17 protein-coding genes are annotated in these 23329 nt (G+C 45.4%); 9 read left to right on the forward strand and 8 right to left on the reverse strand.

Translation table 11 applies throughout. The features are described 5' to 3' along the window. Positions 1-155: 155 nt before the first annotated feature. Positions 156-971, reverse strand: coding sequence for a DUF481 domain-containing protein (locus KOE27_RS27650; RefSeq protein WP_215242088.1), 816 nt, complete (start codon positions 969-971; stop codon positions 156-158). 227 nt (positions 972-1198) lie between these two features. Between KOE27_RS27650 and KOE27_RS27655 the strand changes: the two genes are divergently transcribed. After that, positions 1199-4546 (forward strand): DEAD/DEAH box helicase, encoded by a 3348-nt coding sequence (locus KOE27_RS27655; RefSeq protein ID WP_215242089.1) that lies wholly within the window; start codon positions 1199-1201, stop codon positions 4544-4546. Here the strand turns inward: KOE27_RS27655 and KOE27_RS27660 are convergent. Beyond that, the gene (locus KOE27_RS27660) at positions 4539-4949 is read right to left on the reverse strand and encodes a hypothetical protein (protein WP_215242090.1); all 411 of its coding nucleotides are present in this window, start codon (positions 4947-4949) and stop codon (positions 4539-4541) included. The genes KOE27_RS27655 and KOE27_RS27660 overlap by 8 nt on opposite strands. 170 nt (positions 4950-5119) lie before the next feature. On the opposite strand from KOE27_RS27660, the gene KOE27_RS27665 reads away from it, so the two are divergent. After that, positions 5120-5533: a DUF1801 domain-containing protein gene (locus KOE27_RS27665; protein WP_215242091.1), complete on the forward strand. Its 414-nt coding sequence runs from the start codon at positions 5120-5122 to the stop codon at positions 5531-5533. Between the two features lie 11 nt (positions 5534-5544). Here KOE27_RS27665 and KOE27_RS27670 read toward each other — a convergent pair whose 3' ends face one another. The 3 genes from KOE27_RS27670 to KOE27_RS27680 all read right to left on the reverse strand — a co-directional run bounded on the left by KOE27_RS27670 (position 5545) and on the right by KOE27_RS27680 (position 11656). Next, positions 5545-6675, reverse strand: coding sequence for a glycoside hydrolase family 18 protein (locus KOE27_RS27670; protein ID WP_215242092.1), 1131 nt, complete (start codon positions 6673-6675; stop codon positions 5545-5547). A gap of 102 nt (positions 6676-6777) precedes the next feature. Further along, positions 6778-7338, reverse strand: coding sequence for a DUF1572 domain-containing protein (locus tag KOE27_RS27675; RefSeq protein ID WP_215242451.1), 561 nt, complete (start codon positions 7336-7338; stop codon positions 6778-6780). 40 nt (positions 7339-7378) lie between these two features. After that, the gene (locus tag KOE27_RS27680) at positions 7379-11656 is read right to left on the reverse strand and encodes a PAS domain-containing hybrid sensor histidine kinase/response regulator (RefSeq protein ID WP_215242093.1); all 4278 of its coding nucleotides are present in this window, start codon (positions 11654-11656) and stop codon (positions 7379-7381) included. Positions 11657-12066: 410 nt separating this feature from the next. On the opposite strand from KOE27_RS27680, the gene KOE27_RS27685 reads away from it, so the two are divergent. From KOE27_RS27685 to KOE27_RS27710, 6 genes are all read left to right on the forward strand, one after another. Next, the gene (locus KOE27_RS27685; RefSeq protein WP_215242094.1) at positions 12067-13452 is read left to right on the forward strand and encodes a mercuric reductase; all 1386 of its coding nucleotides are present in this window, start codon (positions 12067-12069) and stop codon (positions 13450-13452) included. A 10-nt stretch (positions 13453-13462) separates the two neighbouring features. Beyond that, positions 13463-14422, forward strand: coding sequence for an ABC transporter ATP-binding protein (locus KOE27_RS27690; protein WP_215242095.1), 960 nt, complete (start codon positions 13463-13465; stop codon positions 14420-14422). Beyond that, a complete protein-coding gene (locus tag KOE27_RS27695) occupies positions 14415-15992 on the forward strand; it encodes an ABC transporter permease/substrate-binding protein (RefSeq protein ID WP_215242096.1) in 1578 nt (525 codons plus the stop codon). The genes KOE27_RS27690 and KOE27_RS27695 overlap by 8 nt, the downstream gene beginning before the upstream one ends. Beyond that, on the forward strand, positions 15976-17160 hold the full coding sequence (egtB, locus tag KOE27_RS27700; protein ID WP_215242097.1) for an ergothioneine biosynthesis protein EgtB: 1185 nt from the start codon (positions 15976-15978) through the stop codon (positions 17158-17160). Before KOE27_RS27695 ends, egtB begins: the two co-directional genes overlap by 17 nt. 42 nt (positions 17161-17202) lie before the next feature. Further along, the gene (locus tag KOE27_RS27705) at positions 17203-18207 is read left to right on the forward strand and encodes an L-histidine N(alpha)-methyltransferase (RefSeq protein WP_215242098.1); all 1005 of its coding nucleotides are present in this window, start codon (positions 17203-17205) and stop codon (positions 18205-18207) included. 88 nt (positions 18208-18295) lie between these two features. Further along, positions 18296-18838, forward strand: a complete 543-nt coding sequence (locus KOE27_RS27710) for a YceI family protein (RefSeq protein WP_215242099.1) — start codon at positions 18296-18298, stop codon at positions 18836-18838. Positions 18839-18904: 66 nt separating this feature from the next. Here the strand turns inward: KOE27_RS27710 and KOE27_RS27715 are convergent, their stop codons facing one another. Next, entirely contained in the window at positions 18905-19954 is a 1050-nt protein-coding gene (locus KOE27_RS27715) for a ThuA domain-containing protein (RefSeq protein WP_215242100.1), read from the reverse strand. Positions 19955-20208: 254 nt separating this feature from the next. Here KOE27_RS27715 and KOE27_RS27720 point away from each other — a divergent pair, with 254 nt between their 5' ends. After that, positions 20209-21126: a metallophosphoesterase family protein gene (locus KOE27_RS27720; protein ID WP_215242101.1), complete on the forward strand. Its 918-nt coding sequence runs from the start codon at positions 20209-20211 to the stop codon at positions 21124-21126. A gap of 341 nt (positions 21127-21467) precedes the next feature. Here the strand turns inward: KOE27_RS27720 and KOE27_RS27725 are convergent, their stop codons facing one another. Further along, positions 21468-22232 (reverse strand): SDR family NAD(P)-dependent oxidoreductase, encoded by a 765-nt coding sequence (locus KOE27_RS27725; protein WP_215242102.1) that lies wholly within the window; start codon positions 22230-22232, stop codon positions 21468-21470. A 93-nt stretch (positions 22233-22325) separates the two neighbouring features. After that, positions 22326-23228, reverse strand: a complete 903-nt coding sequence (locus KOE27_RS27730; protein WP_215242103.1) for a helix-turn-helix domain-containing protein — start codon at positions 23226-23228, stop codon at positions 22326-22328. Positions 23229-23329: the final 101 nt, after the last annotated feature.

Genomic DNA, 23329 nt, shown 5'->3' on the forward strand with positions numbered 1-23329 from the left:
TGGATAATAAGTGTTCTATGGAAAGCAGTTTACAGGTTCATCATAATCATGTGAAGCATTTAATAATTTTTAACATTGCTCACCAATAAAGACAAAGGAACCGGGTATTGTCCCTGACAAACGGAAAATGATATTTATTCCAAAGAAAATCCGGTTCATTTATTACCGACTGCAATTCCGAAAGTAATGCGGGAATCGTTCCTTTTCCGTGTGGTTTCCACCACACTTTCATACGAATTCTCAAAGCTGGTTCGGATCGTCACCCATTTATTAATCGGAAGTTCGACAGAAATAATAGTATTCCACCTCACATTGGACAGGTCGTTGAGTGCTGGCTGGATAAAAGTGATATGGTTAAGCCTTACCTTATCCAGCGCAAATGAATGTTTGCCTTTAATCCTGAACGAATTCCGGATGGTTGTAACTGTCGGCAGTTCCCTGAAATTAGTGGATTCATAGAGGATAGCATCCGTAAAGCTCAGATTATTATTTTTACTTCGCAACATCCTGAAACCTAACCCCGCACCGGCCATCTGCCGTAGGTCTATCCGCCTTAAATTACTGGTTTCCAATACGCCGAGCCCGAATACATAGGTTCTTTTTTTCTTGAAAATATCAATAAACAGATCTACATAAGAGTCTCGTTCGGCCAGTACGCCGTTTTGTTTACCGTAAGTAAAACGCGGGTTGGTTGCTATACTGATCAGCGGTCCGGTGGCCAGAATTTCGGCCCGGAGCACCATCAAGCTCCTGTTCACATTCCCCCGGGTAAAATTTCCGTCTCCAATGAAACGATAACGGAGGGTATCCACCAACACAAAAACGGGTTTATCCAGGCTGTCTGCTGCCAGATTAAATGAATCCCGCGCCGAAACCGGTAGTGAGTCAGCAGCTGTATCTTGCGCTTTAACAGATGAAAGCCCTGAAAACAGCGCTGATAACAGGAAAATAATTGACTTTAATGTTTTCATTCATGTTACGCTCCCCCTTTGAACTTAATGGTATGTCATTAAAAAGGCGGATAAAATTTTGGGATGACCTGAAAAATAAACTGGTATTGAATCGGTAAAAATAGGCGCATACATTTAACCAGACAAAGAATTTCCCATATTCCGGCATATATGCATTTTAGTGCTTTACTTTGTTTTTGAGCTTTTAAAGCAGAACTGGTATAAAATCATACCCCTACCTATTGGCCATGCACGAATTTATCATTCCAGACCTGAGCGTTTCCAGCCTCACCAATGCCGCCATTCTACGGTATTGTTCTGACGTTCCCGAAACCGGGAAACGTGGTTTTTTTGATCTTCAGCCGCAAGAAATCCGCCTGAACGAAGCTACCTTTCTGGTACCTCAGGGCACTTCTGATTGGTATGAAGTCATTGTGAAGCAACCGGAAAACCACCTGCAGCTCTTCTGCACCTGTCGGGCAGTCGCGGGCAAGTTGTGCCTGCACCAGACCCAGGTACTCTATAACATGATGGATAGAAAGGAGATCCGGCTGTTCTTTGATACAAGCTTGCGCCATGCCCGAATGCGGGAATTTGCTCAGGATTACGGGCTTGAGAACGAGCCGAATCCTGACACCTACTTTGAGGTGCAGTATGCCAACCGCTCCGCCCGGATAGTACCCATCATGCGGGAGCTGATTGCCGTGAATACCGAAACTGTCAGGCATTTTGAGCATCAGCTTTTACCCGGGAAAACACCTGATCGAATGAATGTGGCCACATCGCAGGACGAGGTACCGATTGCCGTACTGGGCCGGAATAAGTACTATGATCATTTTTTTCTGGAACTATACTCCGCAGCCCGTACCAAAGACGGTAAGATCAAAAATCCGGTGGAGATAACAGATGTAATTGATCAGCTTCAGAGACATCAGGATCCCGCGCTCATCCGGTTTTACTCATCTTTCCTGCGGTTCAGGAACCAGTTCCGGGAAAAACTGCCAAAACAGGATATCGATACACTTAAAACGATACTGGCAAACCCGCAACAGCTCGATTTCTACGCCCACGACCCTTCTGTTTCAGAGAATATCAACGCATCATCTCTTTCAAGGATTGAAATACTCCACTCCCCGCTCAATCTTCAGCTGACGGTAAGTTTAAAAAACAATTTTTACGAGGTAAGCGGATATCTGGAAATAGCGGAGAAAAAATATAACCTGGAAACACTGGTCACCCGCTTTGACTACTTTGTACAAACCGGCAAAACACTGCATCTGATCGGCAATCCCGATTTCTTAAGGATAATTGATTTTTTCAGGAAACAAAGTCAGAAAATCATTATTCATGAATCCAGGTTTGAGGCGTTCCGACAAAATATTTTATCCCGCCTGGAAGACAGGATCAGCATTATTTATTCCTTCCTGAAACCTGCCACTAAAAAACAGCTCAGGGATAACGGGTTTGATGAAAAAGTGGAAAAGATCATCTATTTGTCCGAATTTGGGAATTATGTTTTGCTCACGCCCGTCATGAAATATGGGAAGGCCGAGGTTCCGGTTTTTACAAAAAAACAGATTTACTCCGTCGATTCCCATGGTAATCCTTTTACAGTCCAACGAAACCCTGATGAGGAGTTGCGGTTTATATCCGCCCTCATCCGCCTGCATCCCGATTTTGCCGGTCAGGAACCGGAAGATGCAGTATTTTTACATAAACACACGTTTCTGGACGAAAACTGGTTCCTGGAAGCCTTTGAAGAATGGAAAAACCAGGACATCAATGTACTTGGTTTTAACAAGATTACCGGCAACAGGCTAAATGCTTACAAACCGAAAGTAACGGTTCAGGTAACAAGTGGTATCAACTGGTTTGACTCAACGCTTGATGTCCGTTTCGGGAGGCAAAAAGTATCCTTGAAAAATCTTCAGAAAGCTGTAAAAAACAGAACAAAATTTGTCGCACTGGGGGATGGAACCCAGGGGATACTTCCCGGTGAATGGTTACAGAAAATGGAGAAATACTTTGCCGCAGGTGAGCTGAACGGCGAAAGTATCCAGATCCCAAAAATCAATTTTAACAGCATCCTGGATCTGTACGATGAAGAAATAATAGCCGATGAAGTACGGAATGAAATTAAGGTTATCCGGTCCGGATTTGAGGAATTTGAAAAAATCGACAACGTTAAAGTACCGAAGGAATTAAAGACCAAACTGCGTAACTATCAGAAACAAGGACTTAACTGGCTGAACTTCCTGGATACATACGGCTTTGGAGGTTGCCTGGCTGACGACATGGGCCTGGGCAAAACGGTTCAGATCATTGCCTTTATTCTGTCCCAGCGCAGGAGAGTGAAAGTGAATACCAATCTGATCGTTGTCCCTACTTCCCTGATATTCAACTGGCAGACCGAAGTAGCACGGTTTGCTCCTGACCTGAAAATAATAACCATTCATGGTAATTCCCGCGTTAAAAATACGGATGATTTCGGTTCTTATGAGATCGTATTAACTACCTACGGCACCATGCTTTCGGATATTCATTTGCTGAAAAACTATGTGTTCAATTATATCTTTCTGGACGAGTCGCAGGCGATAAAAAACCCTGAATCCCTGCGCTACAAGGCTGCCCGTCTGTTGCAGTCACGAAATAAAATAGTGATGACAGGTACCCCTTTCGAAAATAATACACTGGATCTTTACGGCCAGCTTTCCTTTGCCTGCCCGGGCTTGCTGGGATCGCTCACGCAGTTTCGGAACCATTATCTGACGCCTATTGATAAGTTCAAGGATGAAGAGGCCGCGGCCGATCTCAGAAAAAGAATTAATCCATTCATTCTGAGAAGGACCAAAAAACAGGTTGCCCGGGAACTGCCCGACAAAACAGAAATGGTACTTTACTGTGAAATGGGAGATGAACAGCGCAAGGTTTACAATGCCTACGAAAAGGAATTTTACAATTACATCCATACCAAACTGGAAGGTGATATCACCCGAAACAGGCTTCATGTACTGCAGGGGCTGACAAAACTGAGGCAGATATGCAATTCACCTGCGTTACTGAACGACGAGGAATATTATGGCGACGGCTCTTCCAAAATTGAAGTACTCCTTGAACAGATCGAGGGAAAAGCCGGGCAGCACAAGATTCTCGTTTTCTCACAGTTTGTTACCATGCTGGACCTGATACGCACCGAACTCAGGGCAAAAAATATAGGCCACGAATACCTCACCGGACAAACGCGGGATAGAGAAAGTGCGGTTAACAATTTTCAGCAAAATCCGGAAGTACGTGTTTTCCTGATCAGCCTGAAAGCGGGCGGAACAGGCCTTAACCTTACAGAAGCCGACTACGTCTACATTGTGGACCCATGGTGGAACCCCGCCGTTGAGAACCAGGCCATTGACCGGAGCCACCGGATGGGACAGCAGAAAAACGTAATTGCCGTCCGACTGATCTGTCCGGATACCATTGAGGAAAAAATCATGCTTTTGCAGGAAACCAAAAAGGAACTCGCGGATGACCTCATCAAAACGGACCAGAATATTCTAAAGACGCTGACAAAAAGTGATTTGCTGGGGTTGGTTGTTAATTAGGATTGTTCTGGTCATACGTTACCCTTAAAATCTCGATCAGCATTTTATGCTTGGGGTTGTAAGGATACATCATTCCTCCAACCGGAACACGCATTGCAGGAGAAAACGGCTTTTGATGCTGGGTGACTTTCACTGCATTGCCGCCCAATTCCCTGGCCATTGCTTTTGCCTTAAACAGAAGCGACTCGTAATCTCTTGCGTTCTCCCATTCTCCGTTTTTGATGATCAGAGATGCCAATAATTCACTGTCCTCCGGTTCCTCATCGTGCCTCCGGATTAATTCCACCGGTGCCAGGTGATCCAGCGGGGGATATCTCTTCACGATTTCGACTTTTGTTTTGGGGGAACACGCATTCAAAACAGGGAGGATCAGGAAGCAGAGAAAATAACAGAATCGTTTCATAGTTTTCGTGTTAGTGCAGGGCAATTGTTGTAAATCCTGCAAATATCACCGTTTCAGTAATATTTGTAACTTCATACAAAAAAATTGTCCTGAATCACCCTCTTTTATGGCAACTTCGCACATCTCCTTGCTGATAGATTCGGTATAACTTTGCAGAAAAACAGGCTAATATGACAGAACCTCAGCAACAAAAAGACAAGATCAAGGTAAATGAGCATATCCAAAAGTTGGACCCTGCTCTGGCCATTATAGTTGAAAGCATCAGACAAATCATACTAAGTACCGATCCAGAAATCGGGGAGCGGATCAAGTGGAACAATACGAGTTTTTATTACACCGGCGAAATGCCACCCTTCAACCCCAAGGAGTACAAAAGGGAAATAGCGGTATTTAACCTTCACAAAGGCCGCATTTTGTTGGTATTCCCAAGCGGAGCAAAAATAAAGGATACCTCAGGTCTACTGGAAGGGGAATATACCGACGGCCGCAGGCTGGCTTATTTTACCGATTTGGAAGATGCCAGATCCAAAGAAAAGTTATTACAAAATGTGATCAGGGAATGGCTGAGGACAGTGGAAAAATAAGGTAGACCTGGTCACAAACTTTTATCAATCTGCCCCAATAAATATCCTTTCGGGTCATTGAAATACTCCCAGAAGAAAATCCCGGCCAGTTTATGTTTTTTCACATATTTACACTTCGCCTTGATTGACTTTTCATCGTCGTAGCTGATCAGCGTATGGGTGGCTGCATTGAAGAGATAAGGCGCTTTCGCCTTTTTATCAAAGTATCTCACATTTCCGTTCTGGTTAATGACCGTATCTTTCAGTTTTGTGTAACCCCCACCTTGTACGGTTTTCACCCTTTTTTGCCCCAGACCATTGTTTACCGCACTTTCAGCCTGCCATCCTTTGCCGTAAAAGGCCGCACCTAGTCCTATTTTATGAGGAGGTACTCCGGCCGCGATGAAATTACGTACCGAACGATCAGCCGATGATACATCTTCAAAATCACCGTATGCGTATAAATTGGTATGATGGCCAACGGTTCCATTTTTGCCGCCGTAATCGTAGGTCATGATATTGATAAAATCAAGATATTTTTCCAGCACGCCCATTTCGGTATGGTCAATAAACGACTGGGAGCCACCCACGGCGGTTGCGAGTTCATATTTTTTACCGGTTTCTGCAGCCAGTTTATCCAGTTCTTCGCGGCATGATTTAAACATCAGCGTAAAATTCTGTTTGTCTTCGGGCCGGTAAACGTTACCTTCTTCACCCGGCATACCCGGATATTCCCAGTCGATATCCACACCATCCAGATTATACTGGCGCACAATCTCAACAGCGGAGCGGGCAAAAGCCTGTCGGGAAGTTTCGGTAAGTACGGCATCAGAGAAATTTTCGCTCCACGCCCAACCACCAATAGAAATGATAATTTTAAGATCCGGGTTTTTGAGTTTTAGCAGGTTCAGTTTTCTGAAATTGGTAGAATCCGTCGCCAGGTTAGTGAGTACTGCCAGGCTATCCTTGACATTCACAAAGGCATACATTATGTGCGTGAGCTTTTGGACGTCTATTTGTTCAGCCGCAACCAGCCCACGGAATCCTCCAACGTAACCGATCACCTTATACTTTCCAGGAGTTGCAGACTGTCCAATACTGCCGGCAGGCATCAGTGAAACAATCAACATTAAAATGATCAGGGATTTCAGGCGAAGTAACATAACGCAAAATGATAGGGGAGTGAAGAATGATTTAGAAACAGATCAACTGACAATACCAAAAGAGAAAAACAGGATAAAAATACCCACCAGCGGTTGTAGTACCTATTTCCGGTATTCGTCGGTAAAGTGTTCCTTTCTTTGGGGCTGAGCAAATTTATCGGCGTTATAACCTGAAGAGGCCCCACGCGGAATTGAAAGTGACTGCCACTTTTCGTTCTGTACCATCTTTCCGATAAACACGATCTGCCCCACATGATAGGGATAGTGCGCAAGCTGCCTGTTAATCGCTTCCATTACGGTATGCCCCTGGTTCCGGATGTAAATAACCTGCGCCAGATGTGGTGTATCCAGCGAGTTAAGCGCGCTGAAAAGGCATTGCCAGCCTTGCTCCCATCTGGCCAGCATATCTTGCCGGGTCCTGATATCGTTATCAAATTCAGCGTCCCGGTTTCTCCATTCCTTTTCTCCGTCACTGGTCAGAAAGTCGGTCCAGCGCGACAGCATATTTCCCGACAAATGTTTAACGATCATGGCGACACTGTTACTTTCTTCGTTAAACTGCCAAAAAAGCTTTTCGTCCGGCAATTGGGTGATCGTTTTATCAGCCAGCAACTTGTAATATTCAAACTGCTTTTTTACGCTTTGTAAGTAATCATTCTCCATGGTGAAATATATATTAGAGTCCCATTCTTTTTCAAAACTCTTACTTCTCTTGTTCTGATACCGCCCGCTCATTGAGAAGCCATGTTTTAAGTACCTTTTCCAGCGTCTCTTTGACTACCGGCTTAGTAATGTAGTCGTCCATACCCGCTTCAAGGCATTTTTCCCGTTCCCCTTTCACAGTACCTGCCGTGAGGGCTATAATAGGAAGCGTTTTACCCAAGGCGAGTTTTCTGATTTCTCCGGTCGCCTCATACCCGTTCATTTCAGGCATTTGAATATCCATCAACACCAGGTCGGGTCCTTCCGCCACAAACTTTTCGACAGCTTCTCTCCCATTGGTGGCCTCCGTCAGTTTCACACCTGGCAAAATCTTATCCAGCATTGTTTTGACCAAAATCATGTTGATCCGCTGGTCCTCAGCAATCAATATTTTGTATTGCGGAAATGAAGTGCTGTATTCGGCTTCGTCAGTTTCTTGTACATTTTTTTGCGAGGCATATACCCACGTCGTTTCAAGGTCAGAAAGGGTTTGGAACAATTCCTGTATTTTTACGGGCTTCAATAATCTGTTATGTATTTTCAGCCTTTCTCCCTCCCGTCTGACTGTCTCCTCGTCCGGCGTGTTACTCATCAAAATCACCGGAATTTCCTTACCGTAATTCGCTCTGACGGCCTCTGTCACTTTCTCAACCAGTTCGGGACCTTTTATACCCGGCATACCAAAATCCAGCAGAATAACGTCCAGTTTTTCCTTTGCTTCAATAATTTTCAAAGCCTCATCAAGACTGCAGGCACATTCGGTGTGTATCTGTTTATTCAGCAGCATAGCTCTGAGTATCCTTCCGTTATGTATGTTGTCATCAATGATCAGGACCTTCTGAATACCTGCCTGGTTATTCCACAGCAGGCTTTCCTCTCCGGTAACAGTACGGAAGGTTACATCAAAAAAGAAGGTGCTCCCCTCCCCTGCAACGCTGCTGAGCTGGAGCCTGCTGTGCATCAGCTCCAGAAGCCGGTTGGAAATGGTAAGCCCTAGGCCGGTACCGCCAAAACGTTTGGTAGTGGATGAATCCTCCTGCGAAAAAGCTTCGAAAATCTTTCTCTGATTTTGTGGTTCTATACCTATTCCCGTATCTCTCACCGAAAAACGGAACGCCATAAAGTCCTGCTGAGGTTGTCCCAACAGCTCCACTTTCAGTTCAATCTCACCGGACATCGTGAATTTAACAGCGTTGCTCAGCAGATTCACCAGGATCTGTTTCAGACGAATAGCGTCTGCATATATGAAACGGGGGATATCCGGTGCAATGTTCAACAGCATTTCAAGCTGCCGGTGGTGCGCCTGATAGGTAACGATATCCGCTACTTGGTCGCACAGTTCAAGCATATCTGTTTTTTCAACAACCAGTTCCAGTTTTCCTGCTTCAATTTTTGAGAAATCCAGAATATCGGTAATGATGTCAAGCAGGGAGTTGGCCGACTGCAGCACCATAGACATGTATTGGCGCTGCGTTTCATCCAGGTTGGTTTTCATGAGCAGATCCGTAAAACCTACCACTCCATTCAGCGGGGTCCGTATTTCGTGGCTCATATTGGCCAGGAATTCCGACTTGGATTTACTGGCTGCTTCGGCTTGTTCCGTTGCTTCCAACATAGCGTTTTCAGCCTGTTTGCGACGGGTGATGTCCCTTATCACAATCTGGAACAACTCGTTTCCACCGATCGTAATCCTGTTCATCAACACTTCTGCCACAAAAGGCTCGCCATTTTTCCGCAGGAATGTCCATTCAAATGAATGATTCCCAGCACTTCGTACCTGCTGTATCATGCCCATCATGGCAGTCAGGGAGTTATGTCCACCCAACTGTTCTTCCGGCATGAGCTTATCCATGGGAAACGCTTTGAAATCCTCAGTATTTTCGAACGAAAACAAACTTAATGCTGCCGGGTTACAATCCAGAAAACCAGTCTTATCAAAAAGTATAACCGCATCGCCGGTATGGTCGTAAAGGCTTCTGAACTTGGCCTCCGATTCCAGAATTTCATTTTCCTCAATCTTCCTCTGCGTAATGTCATTGAGATAACCGCTCCAAAGGTAACTATCCTCCAAACGTTCCGGAACTGCCTCACCCCGGATCCATACTACCTGATGATCCGACAGCAGCAGCCTGAAATCCAGCTCCCATTTCTCAAGGGTCTGCTTGGATATGTTCACTCTTTCTAAAAAAGTGGGGAGATCTTCGGGGTGGATCATAGAGAAAATATGCACTCCGTTACGTTTTAAACCGTGGGGCTCCCTTGAAAAAATATGATTAAGCCCTTCGGAGAAGTAAGGAAAACGGACCGAGCCATTATCAAATAGCTGAAATTGATACAAAGAACCAGGTACCTGATTGGTAAGGCGCTCCAGTAGCTTGGCCGATTTGCGGAGTTCTTCCTCTGAGGCTTTCTTTTCCGTAATATCCTGGAAAGTACCGTACAGCCTTACGCAAACACCTCCCTCCATTTCGGCCTTCCCGATGGAACGTATCCATACCGGCCTGTCCATAGCAGATATGATCTGAAATTCCTCATCCCAGTTTTCACCCTTATTAATTGCCATTGCAATTACCTTCTCAATCGCTTCCCGGCTCGAACCTTCCTTGTAAAATTTCACTGCGGACTTAAGATCCGGCACAAAATCGGGAGATACCTCATGAATTTCCCTCGTAACTGGCGACCAGTACAGTTTTCCCTTTCTCAAATCCAGCTCCCAGCCACCCACACGCGCCACCGCACTGGTTTGTTCCAGTATTTCGCGGGTCCTTTTAAGCTCTGTATAATCCTTTTTATGAGCGGTGATATCCCTTTCAATAGCAATGAAGTTGGTACATGCACCCGCTTCATTCAGTACAGGCGTTACCGCCAGTTCTATCCAGTAAGGTTCTCCGTTTTTCCCATAAACCAGAAGTTCTTCGCCCACCATTTGATGTTTCCGGCACTTTGCTTTGATCCTCACAACAACCGAGGTATCCGTTTCCGGCCCGATTGAAAAATCAAGGGCATTTTTACCCTGTATATCGTTTATGGCATAACCCGTCTGCCGGGCAAAAGCATCATTCACCCATGTAACGTATCCGTTTTTATCCGTAATGATGGTGACATCCTTACTATTGGACGCAACCAGCGCAAGCTCTCTGAACTTGTCCTGGGAATATTTCAATTCGGTGATGTCATGGCTGGTAAGAATGATCTGCCCTGTTATCCGGTCCACACTGGCCATGGTGGAACTCCAGTACCAGTTGCCATTCTGATGCCGGATACGATGTTCAACGGGAGACTGCGGAACACCACTTTTTGCTGTAGCTCTTAGGGCCTTAAAACATTTTTCAATGTCATCCGGATGAATAAATTCAGCAAAATGCCTTCCGATTGTCTCTTTTTGGGCATATCCGTAGATTTTTTCCCAGCTCTGCGATACATAGGTAAATATACCCTCAGGGGAAATAGAGAACAAAACATCAGTCATATTATCCAGTAATACCGAAAGATCCTGCTCTATTTTCACTTCCCTGCTTACGTCATAACCGATACATAGTAACTCGTATACCTCATTGTCGGCGTTGGCAAGGCCTGTAAATTCCCAATTGATGGTATTCATTTCACCATTGGGTAACAATTTCCGTAACGAAACAAAATGCGGCTTACCAGGTTTTTGGACGCAAAGTTCCGCCACCTCGCAGCACAATTCTCTGTCTTCTGCTATTACTTCATTGGAGGAGAGCTTTCCGAGAACATGTTCTCTGTCCACGCCGAACGACTCGCAGTAATGGTTATTGACGGCTACATAATGCCCCAAGGCATTTACGCGTATAAGGTAAAATGCAGTACTGTTTTCTACTGAATGATAAACCTGGTCGGATACCTGCGGTCCGGAAAAAGGCTCCGCACTCCTGAGCTGAATCCCTGCCAAATAGTAATCTTGCTCATGAAGTGTAAATAACCTGACATACAGGGTCATCAGGCTTTTGGCACCCATTGTATCCCGGCACTCGAAACTGAGAAACACCGGACTGTCTGCTTGGAAATGAATATCCTTCAACCCTAAAAAAGCTTGCGTCAGCTCTTGCGGAAGTGTGGGGTAAATCCCCGACGACCATCCGGACAAGCCGTCGTTTGCCAGCCCTACTACCTTTTTAAATCTTTTATCTGCCCATATATCAGATACATCGTCCTTCTCAGCTACAATTAAACCATCTTCCGCGAAATCCTGTATAAAATCGAAAAAACTTTTATCGTTTTTAAGCAAGTTATATAGTTCGCCATCCAAAAAATTCATAACACGGGCCTCCTAAAATAAGTATCTAAGTGTGAGATATTTTGACGGCTACAAGATACTCCTAATTTACCTGAACATCTCATTATACTTTATTCTCTTTGTTCATATTTTCAGTAAATTAACACTCGTCAATGCGCTCTTATCCTGATATTAAAGTAACTAAAATCAGTGATGATAGCCAAAATATTACACCATCAGATCACAGGCACACTTTTATTGAAGAAGCTCAAACAGTACAGACAAAAACAAAAAAGCTGTATGGAATGGCCAGATAACGGCCGGTTGACCGTATATCCTGGTTGAAGATAGTGACTGTTGTTTTCCTTGAGCAAGGATGAAGAACGAATTTATTCTACCAACCAATACTCACTCAGCCGACCATTGAAAAAGTACTCAAACCAAGGATACTTATGACAAAAAAATATGATGCTATCGTTATCGGTTCGGGACAAGCGGGAACGCCCCTATGCAAAAAACTGGCCGAAGCGGGCCTGAAAACAGCGCTGATCGAAAAGCGTTGGGTGGGTGGTACTTGTGTCAACGATGGCTGCTCTCCCACAAAAGCCATGGTAGCGTCTGCCAAGGCGGCCTGGGGGGCTCGCCAAAGTGGCCACCTGGGCATATTCGCAGCCGGTGTAACGGTAGATATTCAAAAAGTCATCGAAAGACAGAAAGAGATTGTTCTCCGGATGCGTTCCAATGTGGAGGAATCTATGGCCGAAACCAAAAATCTGGATGTGCTGTACGGAGAGGCCGCTTTCTGCGGTGTGAAGCAGATTGAGGTCACTTTTACCGATGGAAAAAAACAGTTACTTTCGGCTGAAAAGATCTTCGTCAATACAGGACTCAAACCCAAAATACCGGACATTCCGGGTATCGGGGACATTGAATACCTTACCTCGACCAGCTTGCTTGATTTAAAAGAAATACCTGAAAAACTGCTGGTGGTGGGTTCAGGTTATATCGGCCTTGAATTTGGCCAGATGTATCAAAGGTTTGGAAGCGCCGTTACCATTATCGAAGGCTCTGAGCGGATCATGTTAAGGGAAGATACGGACATAGCGGAGGAGATGACTAAAATCCTGACAGATGAAGGGCTGGATATACAGATAAATACAAAGGTAGTGTCCTTTGCGAACAGTAAGGATGGGATAGTTGCCCGACTGAAATCCGGCACCAAGGTTTCGGAACGCACTTATACGCACGTCTTGCTGGCAACAGGCCGTGTTCCGAACACTGCCGTCCTGAAACCGGAAGCATCGGAAATTAAAACTGATGAAAAAGGTTTTATTATAGTGAACGATCAGCTTGAAACTTCTGTAAAAGGTGTATACGCCCTCGGTGACGTGAAGGGAGGGCCCGCATTTACCCACGTTTCGTATGACGATTACCGTATTGTGGCAGGTAATCTGCTGCATAACGCTCACAGAAAAACCAGTGACCGAATTTTACCATACTGCATGTTTACGGACCCTCAGCTTGGGCGCGTGGGAATCACACAGCAGGAGGCAGAAAAACAGAAGCTGAAAGTAAAAATTGCCACATTGCCGAACAGCTGGGTTGCCCGGTCCATTGAAACAGGCGACACCCGGGGAATGATGAAAGCGATTGTGGACAAAGAAACCGGTAAGATTCTTGGTGCGGCGGTGTTGTCAAACGAGGGCGGCGAAGTAATAGCGGTTTTGCAGATGGCCATGTTGGGAGGTATCACCTGGGAGCAACTACGTGACAGTATGTTTGCACATCCCACGTATTCCGAATCACTGAATAACCTGTTCATGAATCTTGATGAATAAATATTTATAAATGATTGCAGCTTGTAACATTTCAAAAAACTTTAACAGCCACAGAGCGGTAGATAACGTTTCTTTTGAAGTCGGAAAAGGAGAAGTAATGGTGTTACTGGGTACCAGCGGCTGTGGCAAAACCACAACCCTGAAAATGATCAACCGCCTCATAGAGCCGTCGTCGGGGCAGATCTGGGTAAATGGTCAAGACATCCGGACGGTTAAGCCTGAGGTGCTCAGGAGAAGTATCGGATATGTTAGCCAGAATAACGGGTTGTTCCCGCACTATACCGTTGCTGAGAACGTGGCCGTTGTTCCGGAATTACTTAAATGGGACAAGGAAAAAATCAGATCGAAGACTAAAAGCATACTGGCGCAGCTCCTGTTACCTTACGATACCTTTGGGAACAAAATGCCTGACGAACTCAGCGGCGGACAGCAACAGCGGGTATCCATTGCACGGGCCTTGGTAACAGATCCGCCGGTGATTCTCATGGACGAGCCTTTCGGAGCGTTGGACCCGGTGACTCGTGCGGAAATCCGCAAAGAATTTTCTCAGCTTATTAAAGTTGCCGGAAAGACAATCATTCTTGTTACCCATGATGTAACCGAAGCGTTTGAGCTCGGCGACCAGATCTGTTTAATGGATCAGGGGAAATTTGTCCAGACAGGCACTCCGAAAGACCTTCTTTTTCATCCCGAAAATGAATTTGTCAGCAGTTTCTTGGAAAAGCAGCAGTTGCAACTGGAGTGGAACCACATTCGACTGTGTGATATCTGGTATTCCCTGCCTCCTGCCCAATCAAATACGCGAGCGAATGAAATCTCCGAAACGACAACCATCTGGATAACAATGGATATGCTAACCAAAGAAAATATAACGGCGTTAGATATCCGGAATAAAATGGGGGAAACCAGGAGGGCCAGTGTGGCAGATATACTGGAAGGATACCGTAAAATCAAGTTAAAAAATGGGTGAAACACAGCAAGGTTTAGGAGCCTTTATGCTGCAGCAGTCTGACAAGCTTCTGAGCCAGACCATCGCGCACATAGGACTTACCTGCACCTCTCTCCTCATCGCCGTGGCGATTGGCCTCCCCCTGGGAATTGTGATGATCAAAAGGAAAAACCTCGCCTCCCTGATCCTCGCAACGGCCGGAATACTGCAAACCATTCCCAGTATCGCCCTTCTGGGTTTTCTGATACCTTTTCTGGGGATAGGACCGCTCCCGGCAATTACGGCCCTTTTTCTTTACGCGCTGCTGCCCATCATCCGCAACACCTACACAGGTATAACGGGAATTGATGAGGCAGTCATTGAGTCGGCCACTGCGATGGGCATGAATTACTGGCAGGTATTGTTCCGTGTACAGCTTCCGCTGGCCATGCCGGTGATCCTTGCAGGCATACGTACGGCAGCGGTGGTGAATGTAGGGGTGGCTACGCTTGCTGCATACATTGCGGCAGGCGGGTTGGGCGAATTCATATTCGGGGGAATTGCACTAAACAACAGCAATATGATCCTCGCCGGGGCTATTCCGGCTGCCTTACTTGCCATACTCTTCGATTTGCTGTTATCCGTTTTGCAGAAAACAAGGCTCCGGTCCCTGCGGAAGACCTGGGTGATACTACCGTTTATTTTGCTGCCGATATCTTCACTTTATTTACTCAGGCAGGCAGAAACGAAGATACTCGCTGGCTTTACCCCGGAATTCATGGGCCGTGAGGATGGATACCTTGGCCTCAGATCCCGATACGATTTTGATATTCCCACGGTAGTGATCAGTGATGCCGTGATGTACAAAGCCGCTTACGAAAAACGGCTTGACGTGATCAGCGGGTACAGTACCGATGGCCGCCTGAAGGCGTTTGACCTTGTAACACTCAAAGATGATAAAACCATTTTTCCACCCTACTATGCCGCACCGCTGGTCAGAACGGATATGCTCCGGAAGTATCCAGAATTAGGGGCTGTCCTTGATATACTTTCCGGCCAGATTAATGATACCATCATGACAGGACTGAATTACGAGGTGGACTACGAAAAAAAACATCCCGAAAAAGTAGCGCAGGAGTTTCTGAAAAAGGTGGGCCTGTACAAACCGCCCCGGAACGGCAGGAAGGGAGTTGTAAGATTAGGTTCCAAAATTTTTGGTGAACAATATATACTGATCAGTATGTACAAGATGCTGATTGAGGGAATGACCGACCTTAGCGTTGAAACAAGAACAGGGTTGGGTGGAACGAAAATTTGTTTTGATGCATTGGTCAACCATGAAATTGATATGTACCCCGAATATACGGGAACCGGTTTACTGGTAATTTTACAACCGAATCAACAAACCCTTGCACCTCTGATGGGGCACCGCGACCAGGTTTATGATTACGTAAAGACAGAATTCCAGAAGCAATACGGCCTAAGCTGGCTTAAACCCATTGGCTTTAATAATGCCTACGCCCTTATGATGAGAAAGGAACAGGCCCTAACTTTAAAAATCAGCAGTATTTCGGAACTACAAAATTACGCAGCCAATGCAACCAGAAAATAACATCGCCGAATTAACCGCCCTTGACCTTCGGGAAGAATATATCCTGGTCAGAAATCTTTCCGAAAAAATATGCGAACCACTTGAAAAAGAGGACTATGTGCCCCAGCCCGTTCCGTTTGTAAGCCCGCCCAAATGGCACCTGGCACACTCCACCTGGTTTTTCGAAACATTTATTTTATCAAACTACCTTCCAGGGTACCAGATTTTCCATTCGGATTTCAGCTATCTTTTTAACAGTTATTACAATAATGTAGGCAATCGTATTCTGCGCACCAACCGTGGAAATATCACCCGCCCCACGATCGAAACCGTGTATGCATATCGTCAGTATGTGGACCAGCACATGGCCATTATACTGGAATCTGTAGATGACAGTCGCCTGCTCGATTTAGTACAACTAGGCCTCCACCATGAACAGCAACACCAGGAGCTGATGATCACAGATATTAAATATATCCTTGGCCACAACCCCATTTTCCCGGTTTACAAAATTGGCGGCACTTTATTTGATCCCGAAAATACCGAAGAAGGGTTCGTCGACATGGGAGAAGGGATATATGAAATCGGCCACAAAGGTAACGGCTTCTGCTTCGATAATGAGCTGGGCAACCATAAGGTATATCTCCATCCTTTCAGCATCAGTAAATCACTGGTAACCAACGAAGAGTATCTTAACTTCATGGCGGCTGGTGGATACCAGGATTTCAATCTCTGGCTGGATGAAGGATGGGCCTGGGTAAATGATAACCAGGTCAGTTCCCCTCTGTACTGGCATAATATTGACGGAACCTGGTTTCAGTATTCTTTGGAAGGTCTTCAAAAAGTAAATCCCAAGGCGGTATTAAGCCATATCAGTTATTTTGAAGCAGCTGCATTTGCGCAATGGAAGGGCATGCGGCTTCCCACGGAATTTGAATGGGAGGCGGCGGCGGAGCGCCTGAACTGGGGAGCGAGATGGGAATGGACCAACAGTGCCTATCTCCCCTATCCTGGTTTTACCCGCGCAGCAGGTGCCGTTGGTGAATACAATGGCAAGTTCATGATCAATCAGATGGTTTTACGGGGAGCATCGGTGGCCACTTCGCCGGGGCATAGCCGTAAAACTTACCGCAACTTTTTCCATACCAATGAACGTTGGCAATTTACGGGTATCCGCCTGGCCAGATAGGTGCCTGAAAGAAAATAATTAGCTTCGGAAATTTAACATCGTATGCGTTCGACAACCACACCACTCTATGATCTCAGTCAGGCTGACGATGCCGCTGTAATTGTAGAAGAAAATCTAAACCTTGCAGTTGAAATTGATCATGGTCTTTCGGCTGATCTTAAATTTATCTCCTCCAAATTTTTGTATGACGATACCGGAAGTTCTATCTTCCGCAAGATCATGCAAATGAAGGAATACTATCCCACAGCATGCGAATTTGAAATCCTTTCGCTTCAAAGTGCTCAGATCATCGATAGCCTCAACTTCGGCCGACCATTTAATATTGTTGAATTTGGGGCAGGCGATGGTATCAAGACACGCCAGCTGTTAAAGAAACTACTCGAAACGGGGATTGATTTTACCTATGTCCCTATTGACATTTCCGAACAGGCTCTTGCTGATTTGCAGGAGAATATGATAGAAGCTTTGCCGGAGCTGAAAATGAAACCGTTGGCCGGAGATTACTTTTCCATGTTCCATGCGATTTCCGATGCTGCCACGCCCAATCTTTTTCTTTTCCTGGGAAGTAATATAGGCAACTATCCCGCGGAAGCAGCAAGCGAACTGCTCAGCAGTTTTTATGCAGCCATGTCGTCCGGGGATAAACTACTTATTGGGTTTGACTTACAAAAAAACCCGAAAGTGATCCGGAATGCTTATGATGACCCGCATGGCATCACAAAAGCTTTTAACCTCAATTTACTGACACGGATCAACAGAGAATTACAAGCCAATTTTCAGGTCAGCCAGTTTGACTTTTATTGTCATTATGACCCCATTTCGGGCGAAGTGAAGAGCTATCTTGTGAGCCTGGTTGCGCAAAAAGTCTGGATACAGGCACTGGGAAAAGAATTCAGCTTTCAGCAGAATGAACTGATATGGACGGAGTTATCTCAGAAATATACCTTTGAACAGATTAATAGCCTGGCCAAAGAAAACGGGTTCATTGTAAATCATAATTTCCTTGACTGCCGGCACTATTTCACCGACAGCCTTTGGGAAAAATAACCCTGCCCTTTTTTACCGGATAATAACTCACGGCTGGCTGATTTCATTTTGTAGTGTAATTTAGGCTGCATCATATTTTTATACAGCCATGAAAAAGATAAAATTAAAAATCGCCGGGTTGATCTTTTCAACCGGCGCACTTGCTTCGTTTTCCGCCTGGACGATCACCGAATGGAAGATCAATCCGGATTTTTCCATTCAGTTTGACGGCAAATATGCCCATGGAAATTTTGAAAATCTGAGCGGGACGATTCATTTTGACGAGCAGCATCCGGAGGCGTCCGGTTTTGATGTTTCCGTAGAGGTAGCTTCCATTAACACCGGCAATAAATTAAAGAACAAACATGCCCGAAGCGACAAATGGTTTGATGCTGAACAATTTCCGCTGATCCGGTACCGATCCTCCAGTGTGGCAAAATCAGATTCTGGTTATGTGGTAACGGGGCACCTGGAACTGCATGGTGTTGTAAAAATCGTCGCGATACCTTTTAACTTTGTACATCAAAACGGCAAATCCATTTTCAGTGGCCGGTTTGCCATTAATCGTGCGGATTTTGGAATCGGGAAAGCTTCCGGGGATCAGTCCGACTCCACCCGGATCCTGCTCACTGTTCCGGTTACGCCGAATTAAAAATCCTAGTACTGTAACCAGGAATTGAAGCAGGGTTTTCCCGGTTACAGTACAGGATAATGAGTCTTATTTGCTTTTCCTCTTAAAAACCTCACCGGGCATGATCAGTGAATCCCAGCCGGCCAGATCTGCCGGTTTCACATTCGTTTTATATCCGTCAAAGTTAAAAGTGGTCGGCTTGTAAGGGCCCACGAAGGCGATATTATTGGTAGGCTTGATGCTTTTCTCCATGCCCATGGCCCAAAACATAGCATTCACAGCCATTCTTCTGAAGCCATCATTTAATATATCTTCAGATGCGCCGTGTGTGGTTGTAAAGGACCGGCCCGTTTTCCCTCCCTCGATTTTGTAATTTTTTGTCCAGGCTACGGCCAGCAGCTCCTTGGTTTTGTCTGGCTCGGAGTCCCGGGTCATACCGTTTAATACCTGCCCGCGCGCCAAAACTTCTCCTTTGGGATAGGCCGTATACCCTCCCGACTGTACCCACATATCTTTTACACCTGTCATGATTGGATGATTTTTCTTACTGTCTTCAATCAGGATCTTTGAGGACTGTTTGTGGTTGGTACCGTAATGAGATACCCAGGTCTCGCCCAGGACGTATTCTCCAAAACCGTCTTTCCAGGCGGCCTTCGGACCGTCATAATCATAGGAATAATGTCCCCATTTAGGATTCTCCTTATTTCTGAAAGCATGCGTGGAGGTCCTGAAAGCCACAATAGACCCGCCTCTTTTCAGGTAGTTATCAAAATGCTGCATTTCCTCGTCCGGGAAATTGGAAAATCTGGTAAAGAGTACCATCAGGTCGGCCTTGTCCAGCACTGCCAGTCCTTTCAGATTGGAACTGCCGGGAAGAATATTTCCTTTGTCATCCAGCGCAAATATCACCGTGCAGGTAAATCCGTAGCGTTTGGCAAGTATCCGGGCAAATTCAGGCAGAGATTCTTCACCCCGGTATTCATGGTCTGTGGCAATAAAAACGATATGTTTCCCTACCCCCGGCCCCGATTCTCCTTTATAGACAACCCGGTATTTGCTCACGTCAGTCTGCGCAACTGCATTTGTATGCAACAGGACCAAAAGCGAAAGGAAAAGGAACAGTGAGATGCTTTTCATGTAGATCTGAAATTAAGGTAGATTTTTGGACAATTAGGATGAACCATCAGACCGGAAAACTTCCGTCCCGATGTTTTTCTTAATAAGAGACATCAAACCGGAAAAACTTAATGATGAAACACGATTTTTTTCTTAGGATACCTTCTTGAAAGGGCAAATTGGCACCACCTATCCCTTTTATAACAATTTGTTAATGAAAGGTATATAGCAGAGTAATACTACGCGGGCATCTTTGCATAACCAAGAGCAAAAATATGCAGAGAAGAAATTTACTGAAAGGTATCGGGCTCATTGCTGGCGGCTTTGCATTGCCCGAATTGACACTCGCCAAAGGGGAAAAGGATGCAGAACCAGTATTAAGAATAGCCCATCTCACGGATATTCACATAAAGAAAGGAATACGGGCCGCTCTCGGCTTTGAAAAATGCCTTCATCATGTCCAGAACCTGCCGGACAAACCCGATATGATCATCAATGGCGGAGATGCCGTAATGGGTGCCCGAAATACTTCAGCAGATAAATCCACACGCGAATGGGAAATATTTCATCAGGTTTTAAAAAGTGAAAACGGGCTGCCGATGATATCCTGTATCGGAAATCATGATATCTGGTGTAAGCAAGATAAGGTAACCGCATTTTATGACGGCAAAGCCAGGGCTCTGGAATTGCTGGAATTACAAAGGAGTTATTTCAGTCTGGATCGGAATGGCTGGCATATCATTGTTCTGGACAGTATCCACGCCAAAGCCGAAGGAGCCGGATACACCGCCCTACTGGATGAAAAACAACTGGCCTGGCTTAGAGCGGACCTTCAAAATACGGATAAAAAGATACCCATTCTGGTAGTATCCCATGTTCCCATTCTGTCAGCATGTGTGTTTCTGGATGGCCAGAACGTCAGAAACGGTGGCTGGGAGTTACCCGGCAGTTGGATGCACACAGACTGCCATGAACTCACCAAACTTTTCTACTCCTACCCCAACGTAAAACTTGCGATCAGCGGGCACATTCACCTGCACGACAAAGTAGAATACAATAACATAACCTATTGCTGCAACGGCGCGGTGAGCGGGAACTACTGGTTTGGAAAATACCGCCAGACAAAACCGGGCTATGCTATGATTGACCTTTATGCCGACGGCACTTTTAATAACCGGTATGTTACATATTAAACATCTCCATTTGTAACTGACGAACAGGCAGAACTTTACCTAAATACCTCACAATGAATAATATGTATCCAGACAGCCTAGAAACTCAGGATAAGAGGCATACACACTTTTGTTTTTTCAACATCTCCGGCCCAGTGATAGTACCAAATGCCCCCGCGGGGGAAGCCCAATTAAATACACTCTATACCAACATTTCAATGTAGCAATGCTCTGTGAAACCAGGCGGAGCAAACAGGCCCTAAAACAGGACCGGGTAAGTTTTGCGAACACCTGACACTTTTCCAAAGCCGATTATCAACATTCGGATAAGATTACTGAAATCTTATCCGAATTCCGGTTCATTACAGAAACATGCCGCCCGAAGCCTCAATACGCTGCGCATTGATCCAGCCTGCATCCTTGGAACACAAAAAGGCAACGATTCCGCCTATATCCTCCGGCATCCCAACCCTGCCCAGTGCGATGACCGAATTGATATGTTCCTCCATACCCGGATTTCCTTCAAATGCGGATTTGGTAAAATCGGTATGGATAATGCCCGGAGCAACCACGTTGGCAGTGATTCCGCGGTGCCCTAATTCTTTTGCGAGATACCTTGTAAACACCTCTATGGCACCTTTCATGGAAGCATAAGCAGCATATCCAGCCGTGGAGAACCTAGCCAGGCCGGTGGAAAGGTTTACGATCCTGCCACCATCGGCAAGAAACGGAAGTGCCTTTTGTGTAAGAAAATACACTCCTTTAAAATTGATATTCATAAGATCATCAAAATCCTCCTCCGTGGTATCTGCGATGGCAGCATACCGTCCTATACCTGCGTTGTTAACTAAAAAATCTAAGTTGGTCCTGCCCCATCCGGTTTTCAGCACTTCCAACAGTTTCAGAAAAAACTCGTCAAAAGTCTTGTGAGCAGCTACATCGAGTTGCAGGGCAGCCGCTTTTTGTCCAAGTTTTTCAATTTCTCCCACCACCTCCACGGCCTCTTTTTCATTACCGCGATACACCACGATCACATCATTCCCTTTTTCGGCAAGCCGAAGGGCCATATTTTTCCCTAATCCTCTGCTGCCACCTGTTACCAGTGCTATTTTATTTGTTGTTTCCATCTTCATTTGATTTAAAATTTGATGGAACAAAGGTATATCAGGCCACCGGGACGGTCTTTGCGGCTTTCAAATCAAAACTTACAAAATTCAAATCTATGCCCGAAATGCCTTTGGGGTGAGGGAAGTATGTTTTTTAAAAAGGTTATTAAAATGTGCAGGCTCTTCAAAACCCAGCGAATAGGCGATCTCGGACACATTCCAATCAGTATGTTTCAGTAGCACCTTTGCCTCCGTCACGATCCTCTCCACAATAAGATCGGTAGTGGTCTTTCCGGTTATCTCCTTCAATACCTTATTGAGATAGTTGACATGGATCGCCAGTTGGTCGGCATAATCTTTTGCCGAACGGAAGCGGAGTCGCTGATGCGGCGGCTCCACCGGAAACTGCCTTTCCAGCAACTCCATAAACAGGGATGACACCCGGCGCGTTGCGTTGGTTTCCGGATGCAGGGCAGTCATAGGCTGCAATTTCTGCCCAGTATGAATCAGTTCAATAATATAGTTCCGGATGAGATCATACTTGTACGCATAGTCGGATTCCAGTTCCCGTATCATTTTACCGAAGATACTCTTAACCTCCTCCACCTGATCCGCCTGAAGGAAAAAGACGGGATTGCCGCCTGGTTGAAAAACCGGCAGCTCTGCTAACCGTACTCCGCTGGTACTCTGCGTGAAGAAATCCTCCGAAAAAATACAAAATACCCCAGACTGTTTATCATCCAGCGGCTGCCAGTTATAAGGTATCTGAGGAGTTGCAAACAGCAATGCGTTGTGTTCGATGTCGATAATTTTATCGGCATATTCAGCTCTGTTTTTCCCCAGAATCAAACTTATTTTGTAATAAGCCCTCCTGTTATAAGGCATCTGTCGCTGCTTGGAAGCGAGCAGTTCTTCCGTTCTGAAAACATTGAAATGCCCGATTTCCTTTTGGATTCTTTCAGGGATAAGCTGAGAGATATCCTCATAAAACTCCTGAACTGTGGTGATCTGTTTCATAAAGTAAAGTTACGAAATTCAAAACTATCCAAGAGAACCATCGCCAATTGAAAATAATGATTAAACAACTATGCGGAACGGCAGGCTACGTATAATCTCTT

It is taken from the genome of Dyadobacter sp. CECT 9275 (genome assembly GCF_907164905.1).
Taxonomy (GTDB): Bacteria; Bacteroidota; Bacteroidia; order Cytophagales; family Spirosomataceae; genus Dyadobacter; species Dyadobacter helix.